The following is a 20,988-nucleotide window of genomic DNA, read 5'->3' as shown; positions in this document are numbered from 1 at the left end:
ACAGTCCCCGCGAGCGCGCCTCACGGGCAGGCATACGCGTGCGCCCCGGCCCCTACCACGGCGCAAGCCACAAGCGACACAATCGAGAGCATCTGCAGCGGCTGCAGCCGGTCTCCCAAGGCCGTGAGTCCCGGATCGCCAAGCGCGCGATACGCGCCAACGCGCAGCTTCGAGAACTGCTCCTGCTGGAACGTATTAAAGCCACCGTCATCGCCTGAGCGGTAATCCGCAAGTTCATCCTCGCGCTTCTGCAGCTTCGCCACGGTCGCGACGAACTCCTGCCACAGCACGAAAAAGTAAGCGTTGACCGCGAGTGCGGCCGCGACGCATGCCCCGATAACAATCCACGCCTGCGTACAAGAGATCATCGGTTCTACATTTGGCGGAAGAGGGAGGTGTAGAGGGGGCCGACCCGCAGCTTTTCCGGCCGCGTGCGCAGGGTGAGCGTGAGCTTGCCCGCTTCGTCGCGCGTCGAGCTGGCGACGCAGTGCGAGTTGACGATGGTGCCGCGATGGACCTGCCAGAACACGTCCGGGTCCAGCTGCGGCATCAGCTCCTTGAGGCTCACGCGTATCAGCGCCTCCGCGTCGGCCGTCACCACGTTGACGTACTTGTCGACGGCTTCAAAATACACCACGTCCGCCACCGGGATCATGCGCACCTGGTTGCCCACCGCAGCGCGGATGATCGCCAGGCGCTGCGCCGGCTGCGCCGGCATCATTGCCCGCAGCTGCGCCAGCAGGCCGTCCATGTCCGGGCCGCGTGACGAGATCCGCTGCTGCAGCCGCGCCACCGTCTTCGACAGCCGCTCGTCGCTTACGGGCTTGAGGATGTAATCGGCCGCGTCGCCTTCGATCGCGGCGATGGCGTATTCGTCGTAGGCGGTCACGAACACCACCAGCGGGAATGGCTCGCCCTCCGGCCACTGTTCCGCCAGGTCTTCCGCAGCTTCGAGCCCCGTCTTGCCCGGCATTTTGATGTCGAGGAACAGCACCTGCGGCCGCAGCTCCAGCCCTTTGGCGAGCGCTTCGAGCCCATTGGGGCACACGGCAGCGATTTCCAGTTCGGGCCACAGCCGTTTCAGGCTTTGCTGCAAGGTGGCGGCGAGGATTGGTTCGTCTTCTGCGATGAGTGCTCGGATCGTCATGGCGTCACAGGGATCAGGATGGTTGCGATGGCCCCGGCAGGTTGCGCCGGCAGCAGCGACAGGGAGGCTTCCGGCCCGTACACGGCCTGCAGCCGTGCACGCGTATTGGCAATGCCCACATTGGTACCCGGTTTGCCGGATGGTGCGTCCGGGCCGCGCCCGTCGTCGGTGACGGTCAGCGCGATCGCCCCGTCGCGCTGCTCCGCGCTCACGGTGACATGGCCGCCTTCCACCTTCGGCTCCAGCCCGTGGGCGATCGCGTTCTCCACCAGCGGCTGCAGCAGCATCGGCGGCAGGGGCGTCGCGCGCAGATCGGGCGGCAGCTCCAGCGAGTACTTCAGGCGCTCGCCCATGCGCACGGCCATCAGGCCGAGGTAGGCGTCGAGCAGCGCGAATTCCTGCGCCAGCGTGGTCTGCTGCGAGCGCGACGAGCCGAGCGTGGCGCGCAGGTACTGGATCAGCTGGTCGAGCATCTGCTGGGCGCGCGGCGGGTCGATGGCGATCAGGCCCTGCACATTCGCCAGCGTATTGAACAGCATGTGCGGCTCGAGCTGTGCCTGCAGCGCCCGCAACTGCGCCTCGACAGCCTGGCGCTCCACGCCCTCGGCGCGGGCGCGTTCGTGCGCCGCCTGGGTTTCGGCACGCACCATGCGCTCGCGGCCGATGAAGATGACCAGCGCAGCGCCGGAGGCGATGAACGTAAACATCAGGTCCCTGAACCAGCCGCTGGACCACATCACGGGCGTGTTGCCCTCGAATTCAAGCCCGAGTACCAGCGTGCCCAGGTAGGAACCTGCGACCTGTCCGATCGGGATCAGGACCATCAGCGACGGCAGGAAGATCTTCCAGTTGATCCTCTCCCGGTGGCCCCAGACCGCAAGGCGCATGCCATCGATCAGGACGAAGATGGAGCTGCCGATGCAGATCGAGTACAGCAGCACGACAGGGAAGCGCTGCAGGTTGCCGGCGATGGAAGTGATGACGACCGCACACGCGACATTGACCACGGTGACGTACAGGGCGTCGATGAAAAAACGGCGGAAGGGGAATGGTTTCATGGCGCTAGTGTGCAGTGCCGGGAACCGGGAACGCCAGCGCGGTGCGACAAACCCGCGCTGGCATGGAGTAAAACGATGTTGGGCTAGAGTACACCGCGTTCGCGCAGGCTGGCGATATCGTCGGCGGAGCGTCCCAGGATCTCGCGCAGCACCTCGTCGGTGTGCTCGCCCAGCAGCGGGGGAGGACGGTCGCTCTCGGCTGGCGTCGCGGACAGCTTCATCGGGCTGCGCACCAGCTTGACCTTGCCGGCGGCCGGATGCGGCATCTCGATCGCCACGGCGCGCGCCTTGACCTGCGGGTTCTCGAACACGTCGTGCAGGTCGTTGATCGGCCCGCACGGCACGCCCACGGCTTCCAGCAGGTCGATCCACTCGTCGCGCGTCCTGGTCAGCACCATGTCGGCGAGGATCGGCACCAGCACGTCGCGGTTCTTCACGCGCAGCGGATTGGTGGCGAAGCGCTCGTCCAAGCCCAGTTCCGGCCGGCCGCCCGCTTCCACGAACTTCTGGTACTGCCCATCGTTGCCGGTCGCGACGATGATGTGGCCGTCCTTGCAGGCGAAGGTCTGGTACGGCACGATGTTCGCGTGCGCGTTGCCCCAGCGCTTGGGCGGCTTGCCGCTGTTGAGGTAATTGCTGCCCATATTGGCCAGCATCGCCACCTGGGTATCGAGCAGCGCCATGTCGATGTGCTGGCCCTCGCCGGTGCGGTCGCGGTGCGTCAGCGCGGCCAGGATCGCCACCGTCGCGTACATGCCCGTCATCAGGTCCGTGATCGCCACGCCGGCCTTTTGCGGGCCGCCGCCGGGCAGGTCGTCGCGCTCGCCGGTGATCGACATCAGCCCGCCCATGCCCTGGATCAGGAAATCGTAGCCCGCGCGGTGCGCGTAAGGCCCGTCCTGGCCGAATCCGGTCACCGAGCAGTACACCAGGTCCGGCTTGATCGCGCGCAGCGCATCGTAGTCCAGCCCGTAGCGCTTCAGATGCCCGACCTTGAAGTTCTCCAGCACCACGTCGCAGTGCAGCACCAGCTCGCGCAGCAGCGCCTGGCCCTCGCTGCTGGCGATATCGACCGTCACCGAGCGCTTGCCGCGGTTCGCGCACAGGTAGTAGGCGGCTTCCCGCGTATCGTTGCCGTGCTCGTCCTTCGCATAGGGCGGCCCCCAGGCGCGCGTATCGTCGCCGGTGCCGGGGCGCTCGATCTTGATCACGTCCGCGCCCAGGTCGGCCAGGTTCTGCGAGCACCACGGGCCGGCCAGCACGCGCGACAGGTCGAGGACACGGATATGGCCAAGCGCCTTGCGCAGGCCGGGAGTCTGGTCGGTCATGATGCCTAGAAATGATGTGGACGCAAGATTATAGCTGGCGACAAAAAATGCTTGAAACCTGTACAACTGTCTCTACCTGAGATGAGTACAGACAAAGGAGGACGCACATGAATACCACCTGGATCCTGGCAGCCGACGGCGCGCGCGCCCGCATCTTCGCCATGGAAGGCGACAAGGTGCAGGAACTGGAAGACCTGACCAACCCGCACGGCCGCGACGCCAAGCGCGACATCAACACCGACCGCGACGGGCGCTGGCATGGCGGCGGCACCGCGGCCCACAACCTGTCCGGCCACAACTACGAACCGGACGTGGATCCGCTCAAGCACGAGGAAGAAAAATTCGCCAAGGAAATCGGCGAATACCTCGACCGCGCCTCGATGGAGCACCGCTTCGACGACCTGTGCGTGATTGCCCCGCCGGAATTCATGGGCCGCCTGCGCGAGAAGATGGGCGAGAACGCGAAAAAGTGCATCAAAGAAGAACTGGTCAAGGACATCTCCTGGTTCTCCGATGCTGCCGTCGAAGCCTATGTCAAGCAACACATGCATTGACACCAAGCACGTAAACTGCAACCATACGGGAATGACCACACATCCATTGCATACCGAACGACAAAACTGGTGGCGCCGCTGACAGCGCGCGGCCTACGTTCGACTAGCAACAGATGTCCAGAATAACGCCGCCTCACCAGGTGGCGTTTTCATTTTATGCGCGGCGGGTGAGGGGCAAACAGGAGCCCACATGACTGCCAGCACCACCCAGCAAATCATCCTCACCGGCGACCGCCCGACCGGCCCGCTGCACCTTGGCCACTTCGTCGGCAGTCTGCGCAACCGCGTCGCCTACCAGCACGACTATCGCCAGTACATCATGTTGGCCGACGCCCAGGCGCTGACCGACAACATGGAAGACACCGGCAAGGTGCACCGCAACGTCGTCGAAGTCGCGCTCGACTACCTGGCTGTGGGCATCGACCCGGCCAAGAGCACCATCTTCATCCAGTCGCAGGTGCCGGAACTGGCCGAGCTGACCTTCTACTACCTCAATCTCGTCACCGTCGCGCGCCTCGAGCGCAACCCGACCGTGAAGGAAGAGATCCGCCTGCGCGGCTTCGAGCGCGACATCCCGGCCGGCTTCCTGACCTACCCGGCGAGCCAGGCGGCCGACATCACCGCCTTCAAGGCGCACGTGGTGCCGGTGGGCGAAGACCAGATCCCGATGATCGAACAGGCCAACGAAATCGTGCGCCGCTTCAACCGCCTGGCCGGCCGCGACATCCTCGTCGAATGCAAGGCGCTGGTGCCGGAGATCGGCCGCCTGCCGGGCACCGACGGCAAAGCCAAGATGAGCAAATCGCTCGGCAACACCATCAACCTGGGCGCCAGCGAAGCGGAAATCCGCGCTGCCGTGAAGATGGTCTACACCGACCCGCTGCACCTGCGCGTGGAAGACCCGGGGCACCTCGAAGGCAACGTCGCCTTCCTGTACCTGGACGCATTCGACCCGGACAAGGCCGCGCTGGCCGAGATGAAAGCCCACTACGTGCGTGGCGGCCTGGGCGACAGCGTCGTGAAGAAGCGCCTGGACCTCGTCCTGCAGGAGCTGCTGGCCCCGATCCGCGCGCGCCGCGAAGAGTTCGCCAAGGACCGCGGCCAGGTCATGCAGATGCTCAAAGAGGGCACCATGGTCGCGCGCGAGACGGCTGCGAAGACGCTGGACGAAGTGCGCGCCGCGCTCGGCCTCTCGTACTTCTGACGCTGCGGCGTTGGGCGCACACAACGCGGTGCCAGACCCCGGTCGCACAACCTGCGACCTTGCCTGCGCACGATTGAACCGGTAGCGCGTCCAGCTACCGATACCTCCGATTTTCTGCTCCCCATCTGCGCTACATCAAGCCCGGGGTCAGGCCTGCATTCCCCTGGGGGTCAGGCACCAGGGGGAGGGCGTGCCTGACCCCCGGTTTGAGCCAGATCAACGTTTTTCGCTGTGGAGCTTTTGCAGGAGCTTGAACGCTTCGTGCTCCAGCGTCGCCTCCGCATCCGCCAGCTCTTTGCTCGCCAGGACGTAGGCGGCCCGCTTGCGTTCCTTCTTTTCTTCCTTTGGCACCGCTGCCTGCGCGCCGGGCATGACAATTTGCGGTCCGCTGTTGTACTTCCTGTAGATGACCTGCTTGCCGTAGGGCGTGGTGTAGAAGCGCGTCATTTCGAGCGCGGTGTCGGCGGAGATGACCAAGGCCATCGGCAGCGCCAGGCGGCGGTGGATTTCGGCAGGCGGGGTTTTGTCGAGCTTGGCAAACGCTGCCTTGCGCTGCGCTTCGGTCGGGAAGCGGCTGCGGTAGGCCACGCGCCGCATGACGTTTTCAACCTGCATGACGCTGAGCAGGTCCTGCACGGCTTTTACGTGCGCGGCAGTGGGCGCCGTGGATTGGGCCGGCCGCGGCTTCGTGGTGGCAATTGCCGGGTGCGCGAAGGCGATGGAGAGCGCCAGGACAGCTTGCACGACTGATTTCATGAGGTTCCTTTGCTTGATGAGATGGGGAATTCAGGCCGGAGCCAGTGTACGAGAAGTGTTGCTCAATTTGCAAGTTGCGTATGCATGCGGCGGGGAGGTGGCGCAAACCGCGGCTGGGGCAAGTAGCGCGGGACGATACCTGCGGACGCGGGACGCCATACTGTGACGGCAGCTGTCGCCAACCAGGGCCGGCGGTGGCAGACTGGCGCCATTCTGAATGGAGGTGGTCATGAGCAAAGGTTTGCGCTTGTCGGAAAAATGGTTCCAGCGCGGGCTGTGGCTGGTTGCCGTGGTGTTCGCGTTCTTCCTCATCGGCCTCGGCGGCAAGATCGTGGAGAACCTGCGCTTCGTGGAGCCGGTCATCCTCACCGAGCAGTTCATCGATCCGATGCAGGGTCCCGCGGTGCGCAAGATGCTGGCCGAACAGGAGCGGCGGCTGGAACTGGCCGTCGAGCAGGCGGACCAGGCGGCGCTCAAGCTGAACGTCGCTTCCAACAACTACCGGGTGGCGCGCGAGACGTTCGGCAACTGGCTGAAGACGCGCCAGGCGACGGCACGCCCCGACCAGGACGCGGAGCTGATCGCGCGCACGCGCGAACTCGATGCACTCAAGGCGGCCGAACGCATCGCGCAGCGCGCCCTCGAGACGCAGGAGCAGGCCCGCCTCGACGCGCAGCAGGCCCACGCCAAGGCGGTGGAGCGCTGGAATACGCTGGAGTTCGAGGCGGTCAAGAAGGAGGAGGCGGCGCGCACCGCGGCCGAGTTCCGCATCTTTATGTATCGACTGGCGTTGACCCTTCCGCTGCTGGTGGCGGCCGGATGGCTGTTCGCGCACAAGCGCAAAGGCACGTACTGGCCGTTCGTGTGGGGATTCATCTTCTTTGCGCTGTTCGCGTTCTTCGTGGAGCTGGTGCCGTACCTGCCCAGCTATGGCGGCTACGTGCGCTATACGGTGGGGATCATCCTGACCTTTGTGGTGGGACGCTACGCGATCCTTGCGCTGCAGCGCTACCTGGCGCGCCAGAAGGCGGTGGAGGAGCTGCCGGACGAGCAGCGGCGCGGGACGATGCAATACGATGTGGTGATGGCGCGGCTGGCCAAGTCGGTGTGCCCGGGCTGCGAGCGGCAGCTCGACCTCAAGGATCCGGCGCTGGATTTTTGTCCGCACTGCGGGATCAATCTGTTCGACCACTGCGGGAAGTGCAATACGCGCAAGGGGGCGTTTGCGAGGTTCTGTTTTGCTTGCGGGACGCCGGGGAAGGCGGTGGCGCGGGCGGGATGAGCTGAGTGCGGAAGGGGACTGGCGACAGTCCCCTTGGTGCGTGCTCGAGATCGGGGGACTGTCCCCGTGCGGGGACCGTCCCCTGAAAAACGTTAGTCGCGCAGGTCGGCGGGCACCTTGCCGCCGTTGGCAGCCAGGCGGTTCATGACCTGGCGGTGCAGCCAGATGTTCATGCTCGCCGAGTCGTTCATGTCGCCCTTGTAGTCGAGCTCCTGCGCCAGTTCCTTGCGCGCTGCCAGGCTGTGGTCGATGTCGAGCAGCTTGAGCAGGTCGACGATCGAGGTCCGCCAGTTCAGCGGTTCACCGGCGCTTTGCGCCTTCTGGTTGAGGATCGCTTCCACGTCCACCTGCTGCATCGGTGCGGCAGGAGGCGGCGCTGCCGGACGTGCCGCCGGCTGGGTGCCGGCTCCGGCGCCTGCCTGCTGCGAGCCGCCCGATGCGGTCTGGCTCGAGCCGACCTGGGTGCGCGCCTGCGCCTGGGGTTCGTCCTTCTTCAGGCCCGGGAAGATTTTGCCGAAAATATTGCTCAGAATGCCCATAGTGCTCTCCTTTTATTGACGGCGCATGCCTTGCGCCATGTGGCCCAGCGCAATCGCGAGGGCGGCTCCGCCCAGCGCTTTGACGAGGGTGGGGTTTTTTGCGTAGAACTGGCCCATCCGGTCCATGATGCTGGGATCTTCCTGCTCGGCACGCTCGGCGACCTGCTTGACATCGTCGGGCGACAGCCGTTCCGCTTCTTCAGGGGTGATCTGCGGCGCCTGCTGGGTTCCGGCGCCGCGGTTTTTCAGCAGGTTGCCCAGGCCGCCGCCGAGGGAGGCGAGCACGCCCGGTCCCAGGGTCGACAGCATCTGGTTGAGCATGCCGGCGCGCTGGTTCGGATCGCTGTTGCCGAACAGCTGGGACACCATCTGCGGGAAGGGCGGGGTCTGGTCGGAGCGGAAGGCCTGGGCGACGCCGTTGCCGAGTTCGCTTTGCGGCGCGGTGTCCGCGATGCGGTCGAAGTCGTACTCGGCCTGTTCGGGCGGCACCTTGTTGGCCGCGCCCATGTACTGCTGCAATAAATTGCTTAGATCGAAAGCCATGTTACCTCCGTGATTCATACTTCAGTCGAACCTGCAGGGTAGGCTGCGAACTCGACGCCATCTGTACGCCAAACCACCTCCGGCCACCATCGGCTATGCTTGAGTTTTCGAAAGGTTTTCGTTGAGATATTTGTCGATCCTCGCGTTTGCCGCATTGGCCGCCTATTTGCAGGCGCCGCTGGCGCTGGCCGGCGTGTATGCCGCCGCCAGCCTGCTCACGTTTGCGATGTACGCGCTCGACAAGCGCGCGGCAATCCAGCGCACCCGCCGCACGCCGGAGCGCACGCTGCTGGCCGCGGGCCTGGCGTGCGGCTGGCCGGGCGCCGCGCTGGCCCAGCAATGGCTGCGCCACAAGTCGTCGAAGGCCTCGTTCCTGGCGTGGTTCTGGCTGACCGTGCTGCTCAACGCCGGCCTGCTTCTGCTGCTGGTCCGCGGCGCGGATTGGTTATGATGGAAGCTCCTTAACCATCGGATATTCGCCCATGTGGCCCTATCCTCGCGTCCTTGCACACCGGGGCGGCGGCAAGCTCGCCCCCGAGAACACGATGGCCGGCTTTGCGTCCGGCTTCGCGCTCGGCTTTGCGGGCGTGGAGTTCGACGTGATGCTGGCGCGCGACAAGGTCCCGGTAGTGATGCACGATCCCTATCTCGGCCGCACGGTGAACGGGGCCGGCCACGTCTACGACTACGATGCCCACGAACTGGCGCGCATGGACGCCGGCAGCTGGTTCAGCCGCGCCTACGCGGGCGAGAGGGTGCCGCTGTTCGACGAGGTGGTCTCGTTCTGCAGGCGCCATGCGATCTGGATGAACATCGAGATCAAGCCCGCGCCCGGCCACGAAGAGGAAACCGGCAGGGTGGTGGCCGAAACGACGCGCAGCGTGTTTGCGGAGGAGATCGCGCAGCGCGGCGCCGGCGCGATCCCGCTGTTTTCCTCCTTCAGCGAGACCGCGCTCGATGCGGCGATGGTTGCGGCCCCGGACATCCCGCGCGCGATCCTGTTCAAGGCAGTGCCCCCGGACTGGGAGCTGGTGGCCGACCGCATCGGCGCGGTCGCCATCCACTGCAACCACAACTACCTCACCCCGGAGGCGGCGCAGGCGATCAAGGCGGCGGGCTATGGCCTGCTTTGCTATACCGTCAACAATCCGGCCCGCGCCCGCCTGCTCGCCGGATGGGGCGTGGACGCCCTGTGCACCGACCGCCTCGACCTGATTCCGCCCGCCTTCCTGACCGCGTAAGCCCCGGTCATTACACGCCTTCTATCAGCTATAATCGTTTTTTTAAAGCATCCTGCCCTGACTCCGCCCATCCGACATGAAATCATCTGAAATCCGCGAAAAGTTCCTCAAGTTCTTCGAATCGAAGGGCCACACGGTCGTCCGTTCCAGCCCGCTCGTGCCGGGCAACGATCCGACCATGCTGCTGACGAACAGCGGCATGGTGCAGTTCAAGGATGTGTTCCTGGGCCTGGATTCGCGTCCGTACAAGCGCGCCACCACCGTGCAGCGCTGCGTGCGCGCCGGCGGCAAGCACAACGACCTGGAAAACGTCGGCTACACCGCGCGCCACCACACTTTCTTCGAGATGCTGGGTAACTTCAGCTTCGGCGACTACTTCAAGCGCGACGCGATCCAGTTCGCGTGGGAGCTCTTGACCACCGTGTACATGCTGCCGGCCGAGAAGCTGACCGTGACCGTGTACATGGAAGACGACGAAGCCTACGACATCTGGGCCAACGAGATCGGCGTGCCGAAAGAGCGCATCATCCGCATCGGCGACAACAAGGGCGCGCGCTACGCATCGGACAACTTCTGGCAGATGGCGGACACCGGCCCGTGCGGCCCGTGCTCGGAGATCTTCTACGACCACGGCCCGGAAATCTGGGGCGGCCCTCCGGGCTCGGACCAGGAAGACGGCGACCGCTTCATCGAGATCTGGAACCTGGTGTTCATGCAGTTCAACCGCGATGAACAGGGCAACATGACGCGCCTGCCGAAGCAGTCGGTGGACACCGGCATGGGCATGGAGCGCCTGGCCGCCGTGCTGCAGCACGTGCACTCGAACTACGAGATCGACCTGTTCCAGAACCTGATCAAGGCCGCCGCGCGCGAAACCGGCGCGACCGACCTGGAAGCGAAAGCGCTGCGCGTGATCGCGGACCACATCCGCGCCGCCAGCTTCATGATCGTCGACGGCATCATCCCGGCGCCGGAAGGCCACGGCTACGTCCTGCGCCGCATCATCCGCCGCGCGCTGCGCTACGGCCACAAGCTGGGCCAGACCAAGCCGTTCTTCTACAAGCTGGTGGAAGACCTGGACAAGGAAATGGGTTCGGCCTACCCGGAGCTGACCGAGGCGAAGGAGCGCGTGGCGCAGACCCTCAAGGCCGAGGAAGAACGCTTCGGCGAGACGCTGGAAAACGGCATGAAGATCCTGGAAGCGCAGCTGGCCAAGGATCCGAAGCACCTGGACGGCGCGACCGCCTTCACGCTGTACGACACCTACGGCTTCCCTCTCGACCTGACCGCCGACATCTGCCGCGAACGCGATGTGGTGCTGGACGAAGCCGGCTTTGCCGCCGCGATGGAACAGCAGAAGAAGACCGCGCGCGCCGCCGGCAAGTTCAAGATGGCCGCCAACGTCGAGTACTCGGGCGAGAAAACCCGCTTCATCGGCTACGAAGCGCTGGCGCATGACTCGAAAGTCATCGCGCTGTACGCGGACGGCGCACCGGTCGAGCAGCTGGAAGCCGGCCAGTCCGGCATCGTCGTGCTGGACACCACTCCGTTCTACGCGGAGTCGGGCGGCCAGGTCGGCGACCAGGGCATCATCGGCGGCGACGCCAGCCTGTTCGAAGTCGAGGACACGCTCAAGATCCAGGCCGACGTGTTCGGCCACCACGGCTCGCTCAAGACCGGCACCCTGAAAGTGGGCGACATGGTCGGCGCCAAGGTCGACGAGTCGCGCCGCGCGCGCACCATCCGCAACCACTCGGCCACGCACCTGATGCACAAGGCGCTGCGCGAAGTACTGGGCGGCCACGTGGCGCAGAAAGGCTCGCTGGTCGACGCGGACAAGACGCGCTTCGACTTCAGCCACAACGCGCCGCTGACCTCGGAACAGATCGCGCAGATCGAAGCGATCGTGAACAAGGAAATCCTCGAGAACCACGCCACCCAGGCGCAGCTGATGTCGTTCGACGACGCGGTCAAGCACGGCGCGATGGCGCTGTTCGGCGAGAAGTACGGCGATGAAGTGCGCGTGCTGGACATCGGCTCGTCGAAAGAGCTGTGCGGCGGCACCCACGTCGGCCGCACCGGCGACATCGGCCTGTTCAAGATCGTGGCCGAAGGCGGCGTCGCAGCGGGCATCCGCCGCGTCGAAGCCGTCACGGGCGAGAACGCGCTGGCACTGGTACAGTCGCTGAACCGCCGCCTGGTGGAAGCGGCGGGCGCGCTCAAGACCAATCCGGACGAACTGACCTCGCGCATCCAGCAGGTGCAGGACTACGTCAAGGCGCTGGAGAAGGAAGTCGCGGCGCTCAAGTCCAAGCTGGCAGCAGGGCAGGGCGATGAGCTGGTCAACAAGGCCGTCGACGTCAAGGGCGTCAAGGTGCTGGCGGCAACGCTGGAAGGCGCCGACGTGGCGCGCCTGCGCGAGACCATGGACAAGCTGAAGGACAAGCTGAAGACCGCCGCCATCGTGCTGGCCAGCGTGGCCGACGGCAAAGTGAGCCTGATCGCCGGCGTCACCGCGGACACCACGTCCAAGGTCAAGGCGGGCGAGCTGGTGAACTTTGTCGCGCAGCAGGTTGGCGGCAAGGGCGGCGGCCGTCCCGACATGGCGCAAGCCGGCGGCACCGACCCGTCCGGCCTGCCGGCAGCGCTGGAAGCCGTCACCGCCTGGGTCACCGACCGCGTGTAATACGGTAGGGGACTGTCCCTGCCCGCTCGGCGGCGCAGGGACAGTCCCCACCCACGTTTCACGTTGTGGCATCGCAACACCGCTTGCATTTTCATGGTGCAGTGCGTCAAACTCCGCGTTTTGGAGTATATTCACTCCCAACGGCACTTCCCTCCGACCCTGCAGGCAATGCGATGAGCACCGCTATCGATATCGACATCATGGACTTTCAACGAGAACTGGACGCGCGCGGCCTGAACTGCCCGCTGCCGATCCTGAAAGCGAAGAAGGCACTCGCGGAGATGCAGACCGGCGAAGTGCTCAAGATCGTGGCAACCGACTCCGGTTCCGTGCGCGACTTCCAGGCCTTCGCCAAGCAGACCGGCAACGCGCTGCTGCACCACTCGCAAAACGGCCTCGAATTTACCTTCCTCATGCGCCGCAAGTAATCTCACGCTGTGCGCTGATGGCGCCGCACTGAAGCCCACGGCCTGGGCAAATCGCGGCGCTCATCCTGTCCCTCTCCCTGCAGTTCCTGAACCTGTCGCGCGCAACGCGGTGCGGAAGTTTTCCTATGTCAAATTTGCCTGCTCTGGCAAAATAGACAATTCCAGCCGCTTATCACTCGTTCAAAATCGGGTCTTTTCATGCGCACGCCCCTTCGCTTTCATCTTCCGCAGCGGCTAACCTTGCTTGCAGCATCGCTGTCGCTGATTGGGGCATGCTCCATTCTGCCACTGGCCGTCGACACCAGCGCCATCGCGCCGCAGCTCCACGGATTCGGCGACACCACGCTGGTCCCTTCCCAAGGGAACGAAGCGGCGCGACGCCTGTTCGCCCAGGGGATGGCGCAAGCGTACGGCTTCAACCGCCCCGAGGCCGTGCGCGCATTTAAGGCCGCGCTGGCCCGGGATCCGGACTGCGCAATGTGCGCATGGGGTGTGGCGGTGCAGCTGGGGCCGAATATCAACAACCCGAGCCGCGGCGACCTGGCTGAGGCATCCAGGTATGCCGATTACGCGCTCAAGCACAGCCGGGGTGCCTCTGCGCGCGACCTGGCGCTGATCGAGTCGCTGGCGGTGCGCTACGGTCGCAGCGAAGCCGGAAAAAGGCTGGCGTTGCCGTACGAGGGAATCTGCCGCTCGCCGGGAAGCACCTCGGAACCGGCGGATCCGCGCGACCTGGCCTATGCCGGCTACATGCTGCAGCTGGTCGAGCGTTTTCCGGCCGACCCCGACGTGCTCGTGCACTACGCCGAGGCGGAAATGGTCGCCACCCGGGGCGGCTGGTGGGACGATAAGTCCGGCAAGCCCTACGGACGCATCGGCGACCTGGCCAGCCGGATCGAAACCGCGCTAGCCGCTAACCCAGGGCACGTGGGACTGAACCACTACATGATCCATGCGGTGGACTCCGCCAAGGTCGCTGTGCGCGCGGAGGCTGCGGCCGACCGTCTTGGCATGCTGGCGCCCAAATCGCCACACCTGCTGCATATGCCCTCGCATACCTACGCCCATTTGGGCCGCTACGCCGACGCTACCCGTGTAAACCAGCTGGCGGTCGCGGCTGACGAAGCGATGGTGCTGGAGCTGAAGAAGCAGGGTTTCAAGGACACCATGGACTGGCGCGGCCACAACACGCATTTCCAGTGGTATGCGTCGTTGATGGAAGGGCGCGGCGAGCTGGCGCTGGCTTCCGCCCGGGCCGCTGCGGCGCGCTCGACATGGAAAAGTGAACCCAGCGAATATACCCATAGCCTTCCCATGCTCACCCTGCTGCAATTGCAGCGCTGGGATGACCTGCTGAAGGAACCGATGCCGGCCGGCGACCTGGGCGTTGCTGCACTGCTTGGGAACATGTCGCGCGGGATCGCCATGGCGCGCACCGGCCAGCTGGACGCGGCACGGGCCGCGCTGGGGGTGGTGACGCAAAAAGCGGGCGAGCTGTCGAAGAAACATACGGGAAAGGGCCGCGGCGCAAAGATCGTGCGCAGCCTTGCCGCCACTGCCGAGGCGCAGCTGGGCGCGGAGATCGCATTTGCCGGGCGGCGCACGGATGAGGCCCTGGCGCTGCAGGAGAAGGCGGTGGACGCTGCTGTCGAGGTGGATGGCGCCGAACCGCCGATGCTCGCCAGCGGGCCGCGCCAGCGGCTGGGCGGGATGCAATTGAAGGCGCAGCGTTTCGCCGCGGCGGAACAGACTTTCCGCGAGGCCCTGGCGCTGCACCCGGCAAGCGGCTGGGCGCTGACCGGGCTGGAAAAGGCGCTGGCGGGGCAGGGCAGGACGGCCGAGGCGAAAGCCGTGCTGGGCGCGATCGCAAGCAGCTGGCCGCTGGCAGACAAGGACGCACGCGCCGCGCTGTAAGCAAAAGGGGATTTAGGCCAAGTCCCCCTGACGAAAAATCGTACGATCGTGCTAAAATTTAGCGGCAAGATGCTTTTTCTCTTATAATCTACGCCACTTTTCAATTCCGTCCATCATCCAATTTCCCAAAGGTTAAACCATGAAAGTCCTGGTACCCGTCAAACGCGTGGTCGACTATAACGTCAAGGTGCGCGTGAAATCCGACGGCAGCGGCGTCGATGTCGCCAACGTCAAAATGTCGATGAACCCGTTCGACGAAATCGCGCTGGAAGAGGCGATGCGCCTGAAGGAAGCGGGCAAGGTCACGGAAGTGGTGGCGGTATCGGTCGGCGTGGCCCAGTGCCAGGAAACCCTGCGCACCGGCATGGCGATCGGCGCGGACCGCGGCATCCTGGTCGAGACCAGCGTCGAGACCGAGCCGCTGGCAGTGGCCAAGGTGCTCAAGGCGCTGGCCGACAAGGAGCAGCCGCAGCTGATCATCCTCGGCAAGCAGGCCATCGACGACGACTCCAACCAGACCGGCCAGATGCTGGCGGCCCTGCTGGGCTGGCCGCAGGCGACCTTCGCCTCGAAGGTCGTGCTGGAAGACGGAAAAGTCACCGTCACGCGTGAAGTGGACGGCGGCCTGGAAACCCTGGCGCTGACCCTGCCGGCAATCGTCACCACCGACCTGCGCCTGAACGAGCCGCGCTACGTCACGCTGCCGAACATCATGAAGGCCAAGAAGAAGCCACTGGAAACCGTCAAGCCGGAAGACCTGGGCGTCGATGTGACCCCGCGCCTGAAGACCCTGAAGGTCGCGGAGCCGGCCAAGCGCTCGGCAGGCATCAAGGTGCCGGACGTCGCCACGCTGGTCGCCAAGCTCAAGACCGAAGCCAAAGTCATCTAATCCAGGATAAACCATCATGACCGCATTAGTTATTGCAGAACACGACAACGCTTCGCTCAAGGGAAGCACCCACCACACCGTCACCGCGGCCGCACAATGCGGCGGCGACGTGCACGTGCTGGTCGCCGGCTCGAACGCAGCGGCTGCCGCTGCCGAAGCCGCGCAGATCGCCGGCGTGTCGAAGGTGATCGTGGCCGACGCGCCGCACTTCGCCGAAGGCCTGGCCGAGAACGTCGCCGAGCAGGTGCTGGCGCTGGCCGGCGGCTACTCGCACATCCTGGCTCCGGCCACCGCCTACGGCAAGAACATCCTGCCGCGCGTAGCCGCCAAGCTGGACGTCGCGCAGATCTCCGAAATCACCAAGGTCGATTCGCCGGACACGTTCGAGCGCCCGATCTACGCCGGTAACGCGATCGCGACCGTGCAGTCGTCGGACAGCGTCAAAGTCATCACCGTGCGTACCACCGGCTTCGATTCGGCGCCTTCGACCGGCGGTTCGGCTGCAACCGAGACCGTGGCTGCCGTCGCCGATTCGGGCAAGTCCTCGTTTGTCGGCCGCGAAGTGGCCAAGTCGGACCGTCCGGAGCTGACCGCAGCCAAGGTCATCGTTTCCGGCGGCCGTGGCATCGGCTCGGCGGAAAACTTCAAGGTCCTGGAACCGCTGGCGGACAAGCTGGGCGCGGCCATGGGCGCATCGCGCGCCGCGGTCGACGCGGGCTTCGTGCCGAACGACTGGCAGGTCGGCCAGACCGGCAAGATCGTCGCGCCGAACCTGTACATCGCCGTCGGCATCTCCGGCGCGATCCAGCACCTGGCCGGCATGAAGGACTCCAAGACCATCGTCGCGATCAACAAGGATCCTGAGGCGCCGATCTTCTCGGTGGCCGACTACGGCATCGTGGGCGACCTGTTTGAGATCGTCCCGGAGCTGGTCAAAGCCCTGTAATAGTAAAAGTCAAAGCACCCCCGCCATTCCCGCACGGTTGGGGACTGTCCCTACTGGACCGTCCCCGGACTTTGCGGGAATGCCGCATTGAGGAGACCCGAAAAAATGACGTACCAAGCCCCCCTGAAGGACATGATGTTCGTGCTGAACGAACTGGCTGGCCTGTCCACCATCAACCAGCTGCCCGGCTGCGAAGACGCCACCGTCGACACCGTCGAAGCGGTTCTGGAAGAGAACGCGAAGTTCTGCGCCAACGTGGTCGCCCCGCTGAACCACGCCGCCGACAAGGAGCCGAGCTTCTGGAAGGACGGGAACGTCTATACCTCGAAAGGCTTCAAGGAAGCGTTCAAGGGCTTCGTCGAAGCCGGCTGGCAGGGCGTGCAGCACCCGGTCGAATTCGGCGGCCAGGGCCTGCCGAAGCTGGTGCACACCCCTTGCACCGAAATGGTCAACGCCGCCAACCTGTCGTTCGCGCTGGTCGCGCTGCTGACCGACGGCGCCATCGAAGCGCTGCTGACCGCCGGCTCGGACGAGCAGAAGGCCACCTACCTCGAGCCGCTCATCACCGGCAAGTGGACCGGCACCATGAACCTGACCGAGCCGCAGGCCGGCTCCGACCTGGCCGCCGTGCGCACCCGCGCCGAGCCGCAGGGCGATGGCACCTACAAGATTTTCGGCACCAAGATCTTCATCACCTACGGTGAGCACGACATGGCCGAGAACATCATCCACCTGGTGCTGGCGCGCACGCCGGATGCGCCTCCGGGCGTGAAGGGCATCTCGCTGTTCATCGTGCCGAAGTTCCTGGTAAACGCGGACGGCTCGCTGGGCGCGCGCAACGACGCGCACTGCGTCTCGATCGAGCATAAGCTGGGCATCAAGGCCAGCCCGACCGCCGTGCTGCAGTTCGGCGACCACGGCGGCGCGATCGGCACCCTGGTGGGCGAAGAGAACCGAGGCCTGGAGTACATGTTCATCATGATGAACGCGGCCCGCTTCGGCGTCGGCATGCAGGGCATCGGCCTGGCCGAGCGTTCGTACCAGCAGGCGGTGGCCTTCGCCAAGGACCGCATCCAGTCGCGCGACCTGGCCGGTTCCGCAGGTCCGGTGTCGATCATCCACCACCCTGACGTGCGCCGCATGCTCATGTCGATGCGCTCGCAGGTCGAGGCGGCGCGCGCGCTGGCCTACGTCGGCGCGGGCATCAGCGACATCGCCCACAGCCATCCGGACGAAGCGACCCGCAAGGCCAACCTGGCCGTGTACGAGTACCTGGTCCCGGTGATCAAGGGCTGGTCCACTGAGATGAGCGAGAACGTCACCCGCGATGGCGTGCAGGTGCACGGCGGCATGGGCTTCATCGAAGAGACGGGCGCGGCGCAGCACTACCGCGATTCGAAGATCCTCTCAATCTACGAAGGCACCACCGCGATCCAGGCCAACGACCTGGTCGGCCGCAAGACCGTGCGCGACGGCGGCGCCACCGCCAAGGCCATCCTGGCGCAGGTGCGCGCGACCGAAGCGCAGCTGTCGGACGCGCAGGGCGCCGACCTGAAGGCGATCCACGCGCAGCTGTCGCAAGGCAGCGCCGCGCTGGAGGCGGTGGTGGACTTCGTGGTCGCCAACGTCAAGTCGGACATCAAGGCGGTGTTCTCGGGCAGCGTGCTGTACCTGAAGCTGGCCGGCATCGTGCTGGGCGGCTGGCAGATGGCGCGCGCCGCGCTGATCGCGCAGCAGAAGCTGGATGCGGGCGAAGGCGATGCATCGTTCTACAAGGCCAAGATCGCCACCGCGCGCTTCTTCGCGGACCACTTCCTGTCGCAGGCGTCCGGCCTGCGCAGCGCCATCGTCGACGGCAGCGCGGGCGTGCTGGCCCTGTCCGAAGACCAGTTCTGATCCGCGCGACCCCAACAAAAAAGGCAGCCTTCCGGCTGCTTTTTTTTCGTCCGGACGATGTTCAGCCGAACGGATCGTAGTCCACGCCGTTCTGGGTGACGCCCACCAGGTTGACCTTGTTCTCGTTCGATTCGCTGAACCCTGCCAGCACATCGGCGATCGTGGTCTGGCCGCGGTCCAGCACACCGGTCCAGAATTCGATGCCCGCAGCTTCGCCCGGACGGTTCAGGATGTTCTGGTACAGCCGCGAGACGATTTCCAGGTTGCTCGGCGCCGCGCCGTACACGTCCTTGAATTCATTCGACTGCACGAAGCCCTGCGCCACCGCGATCAGCGAGGTGCCGCGATCCATCATGGCCATCCAGAAGCCCAGGCCCGGCGTGTCCGGCGTGCGGTCGAACGCAGCCTGGTAGATGCGGTAGGCCTGGCCACCGATGCCGTCGATGTCCAGCGCCACCGCGCGGTCGCCGAACACCAGGCGCTCCACACCGGTTAGCGTGTCGGTGCCGAGCGCGCCGTTGACGGTGAAGCCGCCAGCGCTTTTCGTGACGCTGTAGTCCGCCCGGTTGCCCGTGTAGACCACCTTGTCGGTGCCGGCGCCCCCATCGATGGCGTCGTTGCCCTTGCCGCTGTGGATCGTCTCCGCCGCACTGCCGCCCGCGATACGTTCGCCAGCGTCACCGGCGTGGTACACGCCGGAGCCGGGGACGCGGTTCGGGAAGGCGTTCATCAGCACGCTGTAGCCGCCGTTAATCGAGGACTCCACCAGGTCCATCTTGCCATCGCCGTTCACGTCCACTGCCAGGATGTGGCTGTAGCCGCCGCTTTCCCAGCCTGGCGTGAAATTGCCGTGGCCGTCGTTCATGAAGACTTTGGATGTCGCCGAGGCGGTGCCGTCGGCAACGATGTCCTGGAAGCCGTCGCCATTCAGGTCGACGGCCGTGGCCGACAGGTACCAGTTGGCTGAACTGGAGTTGATTTCCATGCTCTGCGGCAGGCGCGTCGCCGTCTCATCGCGGAACACGCCGTTCCCCTCGTTGACCAGCAGCTGCAGGTAAGGCACCTTGTAGAACTCGGCGTGCGAGCCGCCGTTGGTGGCCGAGACGACCAGGTCCGGCAGGTTGTCGCCGTTCAGGTCGATGGTCTCGATGCCGATCACCACCTGGCGGTCCAGGCCCGTTGCCGGCAGCGCGATCGGGGTGGCGCTGGCAAAGCTGCCCTTGCCGTCGTTGAGCACGACCAGGCTCGGGCCGCCGTTCGCGTCCCAGGTGCCCAGCACGATGTCGTCATAGCCGTCGTTGTTCAGGTCGCGCAGCATCGACCACGTGTAGCCGGCGGCATAGCCGGCAGGGCGCAGCGATGCCGGCAGCAGCGACGGGCTGTTGACGAAGTGTCCGGTGCCGTCGTTGATCATCAACAGGTTGCCGCCACCGCTTCCGGTGTTCAGCGCATTGACCAGCAGGTCAGGGAAGCCGTCGCGGTTGACGTCGCCGATCGAGGTGCCGTGGCTTTGCAGCAGCGCCTGCGGCAGCGATGCGGTGGCGTTTTCCAGCAGGCCCGTGGCCGGGTTCGACAGGTACAGCGAGTTCTGGCCGCCTGGGAATGGCGGCGCGTCATAGCCGAAGTCAGGGTTGAAGATGTCGGCCACGCCATCCTTGTTGAAGTCGGCCGTGAAGATACGCGGTACGTAATTCACCTTCGGGATCACGCCACCTGCGAATACCGACGCAGTCTGGTCGGTGAAGCCGCCTGCACCGTCGCCGAGCAGCACCTGCAGCGGCTCGGCGGTCAGGCCCAAGTCCGGGTTGGCGCGCACGACCAGGATGTCGGTCTTGCCGTCGCGGTTGAAGTCGCCGCTGCGCATCTGCTGCACCTTGTTCATATCGAAGGAGGGCAGGGCAGTGCGCGCGCGCAGGAAGCCGTCGCTGTAGTCGTACATGTCGCGGCTGACAACCGTGTTGTCCGACTGCGGGCCATTGAAGACGATGCGCGAAATGCCGGTCAGCGTGGTGGTGCCCTTGTCGCCGGCCGCCGTGTTCTTGACCAGGGTGAAGGTGTCGCTCGCCATGTCGTACGTGATCGTCACTTCGCTCGACTTGACGTTGTACAGGTTGACCGTGTCGGCGCCGCCGCCGCCGATGAGCGTATCGCTGCCCCAGCTGAGCCAGAAGTCTTCGTTGGCCGCGCTGCCGGTGATGCGGTCGCTGTGGCCGGAGTCCTGCAGCACGCGGATGTTCTGCAGCGTGTCGACGCTGCCATAGCCGTCCTGCGCGATGCCGGTCACGAGGTCGATCACGACGCCCGACGGCGAGCCCCAATATGCGGCGGTGGCGTAGTCGCCCTGGCCGATGATGTTGTCGTTGCCGGCGCCGCCGACCGCGTTGCCGATGGCGATCCGGATCGTGTCCGCGCCGCCGCCGCCAAAGATGTTCGACCCTGGCGACAGGCCAAGGGCCGTCTGGTCAAGGTCGTCGTTGCCCTCGGTGCCGTGGTAGTCCATAGGTGTGGGTCATTCTGAGTGGTTAACCCGTCCATTGTGTTGATCGGGGATTCCCATGTCAAAGGGAAACTATCAAT

19 protein-coding genes are annotated in these 20,988 nt (G+C 65.3%); 11 read left to right on the top strand and 8 right to left on the bottom strand.

Going from position 1 to position 20,988, the window contains the following annotated elements; genetic code table 11:
* Nucleotides 1-20 precede the first annotated feature (20 nt).
* From ACFSQR_RS06875 to ACFSQR_RS06860, 4 genes are all read right to left on the bottom strand, one after another.
* Complete coding sequence (locus tag ACFSQR_RS06875; RefSeq protein ID WP_377728903.1) at nucleotides 21-368, bottom strand: hypothetical protein; 348 nt, start codon at nucleotides 366-368, stop codon at nucleotides 21-23.
* A 5-nt stretch (nucleotides 369-373) separates the two neighbouring features.
* Nucleotides 374-1,147, bottom strand: coding sequence for a LytR/AlgR family response regulator transcription factor (locus ACFSQR_RS06870; RefSeq protein ID WP_377728902.1), 774 nt, complete (start codon nucleotides 1,145-1,147; stop codon nucleotides 374-376).
* Entirely contained in the window at nucleotides 1,144-2,205 is a 1,062-nt protein-coding gene (locus ACFSQR_RS06865; protein ID WP_377728901.1) for a sensor histidine kinase, read from the bottom strand. The genes ACFSQR_RS06870 and ACFSQR_RS06865 overlap by 4 nt, the downstream gene beginning before the upstream one ends.
* Nucleotides 2,206-2,288: 83 nt before the next feature.
* The gene (locus ACFSQR_RS06860) at nucleotides 2,289-3,533 is read right to left on the bottom strand and encodes a CaiB/BaiF CoA transferase family protein (RefSeq protein WP_377728899.1); all 1,245 of its coding nucleotides are present in this window, start codon (nucleotides 3,531-3,533) and stop codon (nucleotides 2,289-2,291) included.
* A gap of 107 nt (nucleotides 3,534-3,640) precedes the next feature.
* Between ACFSQR_RS06860 and ACFSQR_RS06855 the strand changes: the two genes are divergently transcribed.
* Both ACFSQR_RS06855 and trpS read left to right on the top strand, forming a co-directional pair.
* Entirely contained in the window at nucleotides 3,641-4,087 is a 447-nt protein-coding gene (locus tag ACFSQR_RS06855) for a host attachment protein (RefSeq protein WP_377728898.1), read from the top strand.
* 190 nt (nucleotides 4,088-4,277) lie between these two features.
* Nucleotides 4,278-5,291 carry a tryptophan--tRNA ligase gene (gene trpS, locus ACFSQR_RS06850; protein WP_377728897.1) on the top strand — a complete coding sequence of 338 codons (1,014 nt, stop codon included), beginning with the start codon at nucleotides 4,278-4,280 and terminating at the stop codon, nucleotides 5,289-5,291.
* Nucleotides 5,292-5,507: 216 nt separating this feature from the next.
* Here trpS and ACFSQR_RS06845 read toward each other — a convergent pair whose 3' ends face one another.
* Complete coding sequence (locus tag ACFSQR_RS06845; RefSeq protein WP_377728896.1) at nucleotides 5,508-6,047, bottom strand: hypothetical protein; 540 nt, start codon at nucleotides 6,045-6,047, stop codon at nucleotides 5,508-5,510.
* A gap of 229 nt (nucleotides 6,048-6,276) precedes the next feature.
* Between ACFSQR_RS06845 and ACFSQR_RS06840 the strand changes: the two genes are divergently transcribed.
* Nucleotides 6,277-7,329, top strand: a complete 1,053-nt coding sequence (locus ACFSQR_RS06840) for a serine endopeptidase (protein ID WP_377728895.1) — start codon at nucleotides 6,277-6,279, stop codon at nucleotides 7,327-7,329.
* Between the two features lie 92 nt (nucleotides 7,330-7,421).
* On the opposite strand, the gene ACFSQR_RS06835 is transcribed toward ACFSQR_RS06840, so the two are convergent.
* Nucleotides 7,422-7,868: a DUF3597 domain-containing protein gene (locus tag ACFSQR_RS06835; RefSeq protein WP_377728893.1), complete on the bottom strand. Its 447-nt coding sequence runs from the start codon at nucleotides 7,866-7,868 to the stop codon at nucleotides 7,422-7,424.
* A gap of 12 nt (nucleotides 7,869-7,880) precedes the next feature.
* Nucleotides 7,881-8,411, bottom strand: coding sequence for a hypothetical protein (locus ACFSQR_RS06830; RefSeq protein ID WP_377728891.1), 531 nt, complete (start codon nucleotides 8,409-8,411; stop codon nucleotides 7,881-7,883).
* Between the two features lie 121 nt (nucleotides 8,412-8,532).
* Here ACFSQR_RS06830 and ACFSQR_RS06825 point away from each other — a divergent pair, with 121 nt between their 5' ends.
* The 8 genes from ACFSQR_RS06825 (at nucleotide 8,533) to ACFSQR_RS06790 (ending at nucleotide 18,411) form a co-directional block, all read left to right on the top strand.
* Nucleotides 8,533-8,862: a DUF1294 domain-containing protein gene (locus tag ACFSQR_RS06825; RefSeq protein ID WP_377728889.1), complete on the top strand. Its 330-nt coding sequence runs from the start codon at nucleotides 8,533-8,535 to the stop codon at nucleotides 8,860-8,862.
* 31 nt (nucleotides 8,863-8,893) lie between these two features.
* A complete protein-coding gene (ugpQ, locus tag ACFSQR_RS06820) occupies nucleotides 8,894-9,652 on the top strand; it encodes a glycerophosphodiester phosphodiesterase (RefSeq protein WP_377728888.1) in 759 nt (252 codons plus the stop codon).
* 76 nt (nucleotides 9,653-9,728) lie between these two features.
* Nucleotides 9,729-12,338 (top strand): alanine--tRNA ligase, encoded by a 2,610-nt coding sequence (gene alaS / locus ACFSQR_RS06815; protein WP_377728887.1) that lies wholly within the window; start codon nucleotides 9,729-9,731, stop codon nucleotides 12,336-12,338.
* Nucleotides 12,339-12,538: 200 nt separating this feature from the next.
* Entirely contained in the window at nucleotides 12,539-12,766 is a 228-nt protein-coding gene (locus tag ACFSQR_RS06810; protein WP_377729035.1) for a sulfurtransferase TusA family protein, read from the top strand.
* Between the two features lie 198 nt (nucleotides 12,767-12,964).
* The gene (locus tag ACFSQR_RS06805; RefSeq protein ID WP_377728886.1) at nucleotides 12,965-14,680 is read left to right on the top strand and encodes a tetratricopeptide repeat protein; all 1,716 of its coding nucleotides are present in this window, start codon (nucleotides 12,965-12,967) and stop codon (nucleotides 14,678-14,680) included.
* A gap of 139 nt (nucleotides 14,681-14,819) precedes the next feature.
* Nucleotides 14,820-15,569: an electron transfer flavoprotein subunit beta/FixA family protein gene (locus ACFSQR_RS06800; protein WP_377728885.1), complete on the top strand. Its 750-nt coding sequence runs from the start codon at nucleotides 14,820-14,822 to the stop codon at nucleotides 15,567-15,569.
* Between the two features lie 16 nt (nucleotides 15,570-15,585).
* On the top strand, nucleotides 15,586-16,515 hold the full coding sequence (locus ACFSQR_RS06795) for an electron transfer flavoprotein subunit alpha/FixB family protein (RefSeq protein ID WP_377728883.1): 930 nt from the start codon (nucleotides 15,586-15,588) through the stop codon (nucleotides 16,513-16,515).
* A 105-nt stretch (nucleotides 16,516-16,620) separates the two neighbouring features.
* The gene (locus tag ACFSQR_RS06790; RefSeq protein ID WP_377728882.1) at nucleotides 16,621-18,411 is read left to right on the top strand and encodes an acyl-CoA dehydrogenase; all 1,791 of its coding nucleotides are present in this window, start codon (nucleotides 16,621-16,623) and stop codon (nucleotides 18,409-18,411) included.
* Between the two features lie 61 nt (nucleotides 18,412-18,472).
* Here the strand turns inward: ACFSQR_RS06790 and ACFSQR_RS06785 are convergent, their stop codons facing one another.
* Complete coding sequence (locus ACFSQR_RS06785; protein WP_377728881.1) at nucleotides 18,473-20,911, bottom strand: FG-GAP-like repeat-containing protein; 2,439 nt, start codon at nucleotides 20,909-20,911, stop codon at nucleotides 18,473-18,475.
* Nucleotides 20,912-20,988: the final 77 nt, after the last annotated feature.

The organism is Pseudoduganella sp. GCM10020061, assembly GCF_042683405.1.
In the GTDB taxonomy this organism is placed as follows: domain Bacteria; phylum Pseudomonadota; class Gammaproteobacteria; order Burkholderiales; family Burkholderiaceae_D; genus Telluria.
Note: the sequence above shows the minus strand (reverse complement) of the source record. Positions and strands in the feature narration are given on the sequence as shown.